Here is a 9,260-nt window from a genome sequence, read left to right as displayed (position 1 = left end):
GAAGGCTTTTGTAGTAACGATTCTGGTTTGAATCACACAATTTAGAGAACCGTTAAAAATCTATGAACTCCCGAAAAGGCTTGCCATCTAAGCATTTCGCATCTAAGTACAATTTCTTATTGCAAAAGTGGGATGCTCCCTTTACAATCGTTGTCGAGTGGTAGAATTTAACTTAACAATTCTTGAATCCGCTTCTAATCTTCGTACTCAATACAGTTTTTCTTTTTGGGATAGTTTAATTGTAGCTAGTGCCTTAGCATCCGATGCTAGTATTCTTTACTCTGAAGATATGCAGGATGGGTTAATAATATCTAATCAAATAACTTTAATTAATCCCTTTCGATCAAGTTGATTATCAGTATGATATTATTAAATTACTCATTTAATCAATAGTGATGAATAGGCAACAAAAGCGAGTTTTATCCCTATTTTCTGGCTGCGGGGGAATGGACTTAGGATTAGAGGGAGGTTTTTGGGTACACCAAGACTGTATTAATGAAAATATTCATCGAGATTGGATAGTAGAAAGACGGGAACCATGGCTAAAACTACCGCGCACTACTTTTGAAACTGTCTTTGCTAATGATATAACTAAAGCTGCTCATAATGCTTGGATTCCCTACTTTGAAAAAAGGGGTAAAAAGAATGTATTTCACTTGGGGAGTATTGTAGATTTAGTCAAACAAGCAGAAAAAGGAGAGTTTCAGTTTCCCAGTAATATCGATGTAGTAACGGGAGGTTTTCCCTGTCAAGATTTTAGTGTTTCAGGAAAAAGAAAGGGGTTTAATTCTCACAAAAGTCACACGGGTAAACTACTAGACGAGAGTGAAGATAGTTTTCAGGACAATCGCGGGAAACTCTATTATTGGATGAAGAGAGTTATTGAATTAACCTTACCTAAAGTTTTTATTGCTGAAAATGTCAAAGGTTTAATCTCTTTGGCCAATGTTAAAGATATAATTGAAGATGATTTTAGTGCCATTGGTAAAGATGGATATATAGTTATCCCTAAACTTCTCTTTGCTCCCGATTATGGAATTCCCCAAACTAGGGAAAGAATTATCTTTATCGGTTTAAATAAAACCTATTTAAAAGCGACAGCGATAGGACATCTAGAAAATAATGATATTTTTCCGCATTCAACCCATAAAGTTATTAAGCATCAATTAAATCTGTTTGAGTCAATATATCCTCTTAAAACTTACAGTACAGTGGGTCAGATATTATCAGGTTTAGCAGAACCAGAAGATGAGTTATTTGACCTCTCACAAAAAAGTTATTCAAAAGCTAAACATTATGGAAAAACTCAGGGACAAATCGAGGTTAATTTACAGGGTTTAGGTCCGACTATTCGCTCGGAACATCACGGTAATATTGAATTTAGGAGATTATCTTTAGAATTAGGGGGAAAGATAGTTAATGAGTTAGAAGCAGGGTTAAAAATGAGACGTTTAACTGTGCGGGAATGTGCGAGAATACAGACTTTTCCCGATGATTTTGAATTTGTGCGTCCACAAAACAAGGGAGATGAAAAATATTCACTTTCGGCTACGGATGGTTACAAATTAATTGGTAATGCTGTGCCACCTTTGCTTGCTTACCATATTGCTAGACACCTAGAACATCAATGGAATTATTTGTTTGAAGATATTTATTCAGTCGGCAAAAACTTATGTGTAGCATTGCCTTAATAAATAAAAATCATCTCCTGACGACCGACTCCTCAAAATCCCAACTTTACACCTCACCCTTAATACCATTTTCTTTATTCGTGGCAGACATCCTACACCCCTCTCCCAGAACTGGAGAGGGGTTAGGGGTGAGGGTAATTACCATCCCTAACGTTACTGTTACTTTAGAAAAATGGTATAAGATAACTGCTATAATCTGGTCTTCTTATTCTTTGGTGTGATAGGTTTAACTCAATATATAAGCGATCAATCTTTGTGTTCTTTGTGTCTTTGTGGTTCGTTCCAGTCGCTCACTAGCATCACTGTATTTTAGAATACATTTTACCCGCCAAACCCAAGAGAGTCATAACCTGAGTTCGGAATCAGGGAAAACGGCAAAATTTCCCTAACCCGAACTCACCTTGATTACAAAACCTTATGGGTGTGAGAATGTTGTTTGACGTTATCCTCCGTCCGCACCAGATGAACAGCATTTAAGATGCGTTTTTTCTCTAGGGAAAAGTTTAAATCGTCTTTTTGGCCGCCCAAGGGGATTAACCCTTGTAGGTGGGGTTGATTTTTATAGGTGCGAGTTGCAGCAATCGCCCTTTCGACAAAATTCTCGCATAATTGGGCATTATCGGGGAAATTACTGGGTATTTGAGGATTATCGTCCTGAAATACCTCTCCTAAAGCCATGGCGCGGGCAAATTCGTAGGAAGTGGGAATTCCTTTGACAATTGCTTCTAGAGCTGCCGAGGGAATCGGTTCTAACACCGCCACTTTTTCTAATTCTCCCTCCTGTTTGAGAAAACAAATCGCTAAACCGAATACACAATAATCATCTTTTGTCAAGTCAGAAATGTTTAAGAATTGTGTCGCTGTGGCCATTATTTTAATCCTGAGTCGCTCTTTCTTTAATCTTGGGGGCGATGAGCGATCGAATCAAGGTTTTTATTAAGAGATATGAATGAGAAAAATTTAGCAGGGTTGGGCGGCGCTAACGCCCCAAGACGCAAAAAACTGAGAACTGTTAGACTAGAAACCAGCAGATTAACTGATAAACGAGCTTTATGTCACCCACCCTACTCATCTCCAAAGAACTCCCCACCCTGAAATATAATCCTAGTCTGGAGCGCTTTGATAGCTCTTGGGCGGCCCCTTTGTCCACTCTTCTGGGACTGGGACGGGCTGCCGGGGCGACTTTTATCGAATTTTTCCTGGAAAGAGTCAACTATATCAGTTGTTTAGCCGAAGATGACAGCATCACCAGTCTCTCACCGAAACTATCTACAGGGGCAGGAATCCGCCTTTTTCGCGGGAAAGCCGATTGTTATGTCAGTACCAACGATTTAAGCTTCCAAGGCTTAAAAAATGCCCTAGAAAAAGGTTTATCGATTCTCGGTTTAAACCTACCCAGTCCTAACGCGTATATTCCCGAAATCAATCTGGAAATGTTCCGGGATTATGCCACGGTCAAAAATAAAGATATTTGGCTCAATAATTGCAGTTCTTTGGGAGAAATGGGTGATATTCTCCTCGCTGCCAACGGTAAATTAAATCAGAAAGCCTCTCACGTCCAATCTCGTCGCGCCGCTTATTTTCGCGATTGGCAAGAAATTTTAGTTGCCGCTAGTGACGGCACTTTTGCCCGGGATATTCGCCTCACCCAATCGGTGGGCTATAATCTCCTCTGTGCCGATGGGGCTAATCGTTCTAGCATTGGTAAACGGTTGGGTAGTACCAGTAATCCCGATTTTCTGCGGACGTGGAATGCCGAGGAATCGGCGGCAGAAGTGGCCGAATCGGCGGGTAAAATGCTTTACGCTGACTATGTAGAATCCGGCAGTTATCCCATCGTCATGGCCAATGAATTTGGCGGCGTTATCTTCCACGAAGCCTGCGGTCATTTGCTAGAAACTACGCAAATTGAGCAAAAAACCACACCCTTTCTCGATAAAAAAGGCGAAAAAATCGCCCACGACAACCTGACGGCTTGGGACGAGGGATTATCCGATAAAGCTTTCGGTACTATCGATATGGACGATGAGGGAATGCCGGCCCAGCGTACTCTCCTAATTGAAAATGGTATCCTAAAAAACTTCATTGCCGATCGCACCGGTTCAATTAAAACCGGCCATCCGCGCACGGGTAGCGGTCGCCGTCAAAACTACACCTATGCGGCCGCTAGTCGGATGCGGAATACCTACATCGCCCCTGGGGAATATACCCTCGATAATCTCTTTAATTCCATCGATAAAGGCATTTATTGCAAAAAAATGGGCGGTGGTAGTGTGGGGGCGACCGGTGAATTTAATTTCGCCGTCGAGGAGGCCTATCTTATCGAAAATGGCAACCTGACTAAACCCCTGAAAGGCGCGACTTTAATCGGTTCAGCCAAGGAGATTATGAATAAAATCTCTATGTGTTCCCAAGATTTAGGTCTAGCGGCGGGTTTTTGCGGTTCTGTCAGTGGCAGCGTTTATGTCACCGTTGGTCAACCCCATTTAAAAGTAGATTCTATTACCGTTGGCGGTCGTTAATCATGACTTTAGTAATTCTCTACTATTTCCTCATTGCCATCATGATAGTGGGGATAATTGGCGAACTGCTGCCCGCTATCCCCGGCATGAGTTTGATTTTAATCGCCATGCTGGTGTGGGGTTTTGTCACCAAATTTGCGGGGATGGGGGTCGCTTTAACCGTGGCCTTTGTTATCCTTCTCCTCAGTCTGGGGGTGGAATTCCTCGCTAGTTATCTCGGCGCCCAAAAAGTTGGGGCGAGCAATTGGAGTCAAATCGGTCTAGTAGTGGGTTTATTAGCGGGAATATTCGGGCTTTTACCCGCTTTACCCATTGGCGGCCCGATTATCGGTCTATTTGTCGGTCCTGTGGTGGGGGCTTTTTTGGGAGAATACGCCTATCGTCGCGATTTGGAATTAACCCCCCGTTTGCAACAATCCCTAAAAGTCTGTGTCGGTATCGTCGTCGGTACGGTTATCGGTCACGTTGCCAAAGCTATGCTGGCCACGGCTGCCGTTATCGTCTTTATTGTCACCACTTGGCCCAATCTCTCTTCAGTTATCAGTTATCAGTTATCAGTTATCAGTTATCAGTTATCAGTTTTCAGAACGTAGGTTGGGTTGAAGCATGAAACCCAACGCCCGCATGGTTTACGCTACCGCTAACCCATCCTACAAATAATTGTGCCTCCCTACTTATCCAGCTTACGGCTGACCGCTATCAGTTATCAGATTTGAGTTTTCAGTGGACACTGTTAAGTGGCAAGTTCTGAGCTTTCTTTTCACTGATTACTGATTACTGTTTACTGATAACTGAAAAATCCTCCAACACCCAAAAAAATCTATGCCAAAAGTTGAAGATATCGCCCAAATCGCTAATTCTAGCGCCCAAGCTTTAGGAATTGCTAAATACGACATCTATGGTTCTTCTGTCGATGAAACCGATGTGGATGTGTTTCAAGGGGAACCGAAACAGGTACAAGCTTCCAATCGTTCCAGCGTTATCGTTCGCGTCTGGAATCAGGATAATCAAGTCGGTGTCACCTCCACCACCGATGTGGACCCGGTGGGACTGCAATTAGCCCTAAAAACCGCTCAGGAAGCCAGCGTTTTTGGCGTTAAGGAAAATGTCCCCGATTTTAGTCCCGCTGCCACCGCACCCACCACAGAAGTGGCCAGCGAAATGTCTAATCAAGCACCAGTATCCACTCTCATCGATAAGTTATTAGCCGCCGAAAAATCCCTACTAGCAGCCCATCCGGCTATTGCCAGTGTTCCCTATAATGGTTTGGGACAACAGCAGGTCAGACGTTTTTATCTCAATAGCGACGGGGCAATGCGTCAGGAAGCGCGTAGTTATGCCAGCGTGTATTTATACACCAAAACCGAACAGGAAGGCAAAAAACCCCGCAGCGCTGGTGCTTTTCGGGTTAGTCCGGGCCTGGAAAAATTAGATATCGATGGTTGCATCGAGGAAGCGATTACCAAAACTGTTAGCCATCTGGACTATCAACCGATTACCACGGGTAAATATTTAGTGGTTTTTGCCCCCCGCGCCTTTTTGAGTCTAATGGGAGCATTTTCTAATCTGTTTAATGCCCAAAATGTCCTTGATAAACAGAGTCTTTCTACTCCTGAATCTTTGGGAACACAAATCGCCGCTACTGCCTTAAATTTGTGTGATGATGCCCTCCATCCAGCTAATGTTTCCGCAGAAACTTTTGATAGTGAAGGCACTCCTACCCGTCGTGTGGAATTAATTAAAGAGGGGATTTTGAGTAATTTTCTCCATAGCACGATTACCGCTAAACGGATGAATACAGAACCGACTGGCAACGGTAACATTGGGTCAAAAGTAACGGTTAGTCCCCATTTTTATCACGTTTTTGCTAGTGCTAATCAACCAAAAAGCTATTCTTTGGAAACAGCAGAAAATGTGGTTTTAATTGATAGTTTACAGGCACTTCATGCGGGAGTTAATTCTCTACAAGGTTCCTTCTCTTTGCCCTTTGACGGTTGGTTAGTGAACAAAAATGAGCGCGTTAGCATCGATTCCGCTACCGTAGCCGGGGATATTTTAACACTGCTGAAATCGATTGTTTATCTGGAACCGGAAGCAGTTATTACTCCCAGTGGTGTTTGTCCCTACGTTTGGGTAGAGGGTTTATCAATCACAGGAGAAGCTTAACACTATACCTGACCAAAAATAGGGGGTATTAACTAGGGTAATACCCCCCGCCAGATGGATGCTAATTTTATAGTCGTGGGTAAGCTGTTGACTATGCAAATTATACTAAATCTGGTTATTAAAGACTGATTATTTATTCTCCCTTTTGCCTTTTGCATGAGTAGAAAACGGGTTTCTCCGAAAAACCCGTTTTATGTGCGTTACTCAACGGATTTAGTATAAATCTGGTTATTAAAAACTGATTAGGGTTTGCGGCAAAAAGTAGGGGCGAAGCATTCGGATAGAAAATCTACGGTTTCACCATAGGTTATTGCCCGAATGCTTCGCCCCTACAGGACGCGGGCCGATGAAGACCCAAGGTTTTGAACCACGATTCTCTCAAAATCTTGCACCTGTGGGAGCGAAACAGGACACTAAAACCCTTATCTCGTTTATATTTCACATTTATTCAGCTTTAGTATTACTCCTAATTAAGAACTATTTTTCAGCCGGGGGAAACCAATTATCATCTAATGTTTGTTCGAGGGATATATGAGCGTCTGAATTGAGGGAAAAAAGCTGAGAAACTGATTTAATCGCCACTGGATAAACTTTATCATACATAGCCGCTAATTCTGGCCGTAAGCTGGGACTATCTTCTAAACGATGCTGAATTTGGGCGCGAAAATTGACTATTGCTGCCGCCCAATGATTACCTGACCGTTTTTTTTCTTCTTGCCAATAAGCCAGCTTTAAAAGATGTTCGATAAGACGGGTTAACAGACTCATTAAAGCTCGTCTATCACTTTTTCCCATACTCTCGATTTCTTCAATTAAATTATCCCAATCTACCTGCTCAAAATTGCGCTCTCGTAACTGTTTTACCGTCTCTTTTAGCCATTGATTATAATCAGTTTCGTAGGCAGTTGACGACATAATTTAACTCTCCATAGAAAATTACTTAGTAGATTAAGAAAGGTTAATGGGTGTATCCATTGATAGATAGGGTTTTTCGGCTATTGTAGTAGATATCTATGGGGGAAATCCAGATATATTCTAGAACGTGAGGTGTGGAACCTGACGCGATTGCCCATAAAAATGCCAGGTTTTTGAATGTGGACTCGTTGAACCAAGAATCCCGAAGCGCTGGGGTGGGAGTGTCAATCGGATTCTCTCAGGAAACCCGCTTTCTAAATTGCAGTAAGATTGAGGGCATAGTATGGCAATTTCGTAGGCGATGAAGGCAGCAGCAGTTATTGAACAGTACAAAAACGGGCGACGGGATTTCCGGGGGGAATCCTTGCGGGGCGGTAACTTTCGCGGTGCGGACTTAACAGGGGCGGATTTCAGTGGTTGTGATATACGCGGGGCAAATTTTAGTCGGGCGAATTTGACGGGGGTGAAGTTTACCTGGGCGAAGGCGGGATTGCAGAAGCGGTGGCTGGTGATTTTGTTGGGGTTGGCTTTGGTGTTAACTGTGGTTTCGAGTTTTTTTTCCGCCTTCGTCGGTTATATGGTGAGCTTAATTTTTGCTCCAACCAATCGAGAAACTCAATTGATTGGTTGGTCTAGCTTAATCTTTCTCATCTCCACTTTCCACATCGCTTGGCGCAAAAATATTTTGACCGTAGCAGGAGCCTTCGCCGGAGCAGGAGCCTTCGCCTCAGTCGGAGTCTTCGTCGGAGTCAAAGTCGGAATTGTAGCCGTAGGCTTAGCCGGAGTCGGAGTCTTCGTCGGAGTTTTAACCGTAGCCTTTGCCCTAGCCATAGCCGAAGCCGCAACCGAAGCCTTCTCCGTAGTCGTAGCCATAGCCATAGCCTTCTCCGTAGCCCCAGTCATAGCCTTCGGCGTAGCCCCAGCCCCAATAGCCCCAGTCATAGCCTTCGGCGTAGCCTTGACGCTATTTTACTGTTGGCTCGGTTGGCTGACCCTTAAACAAGAACACCGCGATCCTTGGTTGCGTAAAATTGTGATAGCCTTTGCTGCTATTGGTGGCACATCCTTTTTTCAAGCCAATTTAACCGCAACAGATTTTACAGGAGCCACCTTAAAAAGTACCAATTTTAATCAGGCAATCTTGAATAAAACAATTTTTAAACAAGCAATTAAATTGGAATTAGCCCGCCCCGACAATACCTTATTAGCCAATCCCCGGGTTAGAGAATTTTTGATTGATTCCCGCACCGGAAGCGGAAAAGACTTTGCCCAAGCCGATTTACGGGGGGCATACCTGGAGGGGGCAAACCTGCAAGCTGCCAACTTGCGCCTCGCCGATATCAGTGAAGCCAGCTTGCAATACGCCAACCTTGCGGGGGCAAACCTCACCGAAGTCAACGCCGTCAATGCCGATTTGCGCCATGCTACTCTGACGGGTGCTTGCGTGGAAAATTGGAATATTGATGCTACTACCCAACTGGATGAGGTGGACTGTCAGTATATTTACTTGCTTAATGGGCAGAAAGAGCGCCGCCCCAGCAGTGGCGAATTTCAACCGGGCGAATTTACTAAATTATTTGCCGAAATGTTCGACACCGTTGACCTGATTTTCCGCAATGGGGTAGATTGGAAAGCTTTCATCGCCGCCTTAAAAGAAGTGCAAGTGCAGAATGAAAATACGCCGCTTCAGGTGCAGAGCATTGCCAATAAAGGAGATGGCGTGATAGTGGTAAAAGTCCATGTACCGTCCGACACTGATAAAGAGAAAATTCATCAAGAATTTAACCAAAATTATCAACTACAACTCGCAGCCATCGAAGCCCAATATAACTGGACTTCCCCGTTGACAAAAAGCCATAAGCTGTGCTGTAGAAGGGATTAAGAGAATTTACGCCGCCCCGTTACTGGGTACAAATCAGGGAAACTCCCAATAAATCTAACGCTTTTTGTTGCAGTTGGGTCGGTC

General features: G+C 43.6%; 6 protein-coding genes and 2 pseudogenes. 6 read left to right on the top strand and 2 right to left on the bottom strand.

Features of this window, described 5'->3' with window-relative positions:
• Positions 1-172: 172 nt before the first annotated feature.
• Positions 173-352, top strand: a pseudogene (locus ACE1AQ_RS16435) (PIN domain nuclease); the annotation flags it as partial.
• 43 nt (positions 353-395) lie between these two features.
• A complete protein-coding gene (locus tag ACE1AQ_RS16430; RefSeq protein ID WP_008202295.1) occupies positions 396-1,691 on the top strand; it encodes a DNA cytosine methyltransferase in 1,296 nt (431 codons plus the stop codon).
• A 405-nt stretch (positions 1,692-2,096) separates the two neighbouring features.
• Here ACE1AQ_RS16430 and ACE1AQ_RS16425 read toward each other — a convergent pair whose 3' ends face one another.
• Positions 2,097-2,561 (bottom strand): hypothetical protein, encoded by a 465-nt coding sequence (locus tag ACE1AQ_RS16425; protein ID WP_008202299.1) that lies wholly within the window; start codon positions 2,559-2,561, stop codon positions 2,097-2,099.
• Positions 2,562-2,743: 182 nt separating this feature from the next.
• Here ACE1AQ_RS16425 and ACE1AQ_RS16420 point away from each other — a divergent pair, with 182 nt between their 5' ends.
• The 3 genes from ACE1AQ_RS16420 to ACE1AQ_RS16410 all read left to right on the top strand — a co-directional run bounded on the left by ACE1AQ_RS16420 (position 2,744) and on the right by ACE1AQ_RS16410 (position 6,379).
• Positions 2,744-4,213 carry a TldD/PmbA family protein gene (locus tag ACE1AQ_RS16420; RefSeq protein ID WP_008202303.1) on the top strand — a complete coding sequence of 490 codons (1,470 nt, stop codon included), beginning with the start codon at positions 2,744-2,746 and terminating at the stop codon, positions 4,211-4,213.
• 2 nt (positions 4,214-4,215) lie between these two features.
• Positions 4,216-4,806, top strand: coding sequence for a DUF456 domain-containing protein (locus ACE1AQ_RS16415; protein WP_106908332.1), 591 nt, complete (start codon positions 4,216-4,218; stop codon positions 4,804-4,806).
• Positions 4,807-5,035: 229 nt separating this feature from the next.
• Positions 5,036-6,379 (top strand): TldD/PmbA family protein, encoded by a 1,344-nt coding sequence (locus ACE1AQ_RS16410; RefSeq protein WP_008202309.1) that lies wholly within the window; start codon positions 5,036-5,038, stop codon positions 6,377-6,379.
• 477 nt (positions 6,380-6,856) lie between these two features.
• On the opposite strand, the gene ACE1AQ_RS16405 is transcribed toward ACE1AQ_RS16410, so the two are convergent.
• A complete protein-coding gene (locus tag ACE1AQ_RS16405; protein ID WP_008202312.1) occupies positions 6,857-7,294 on the bottom strand; it encodes a DUF29 domain-containing protein in 438 nt (145 codons plus the stop codon).
• Positions 7,295-7,595: 301 nt separating this feature from the next.
• Here ACE1AQ_RS16405 and ACE1AQ_RS16400 point away from each other — a divergent pair.
• A pseudogene (locus tag ACE1AQ_RS16400) lies at positions 7,596-9,122 on the top strand (pentapeptide repeat-containing protein); the annotation flags it as partial.
• Between the last annotated feature and the right edge of the window lie 138 nt (positions 9,123-9,260).

This window comes from Microcystis sp. BLCC-F209 (assembly GCF_041928595.1).
Taxonomy (GTDB): domain Bacteria; phylum Cyanobacteriota; class Cyanobacteriia; order Cyanobacteriales; family Microcystaceae; genus Microcystis.
The sequence above is the reverse complement of the archived record's forward strand: the minus strand, read 5'-3'. Positions and strand labels throughout refer to the sequence as shown.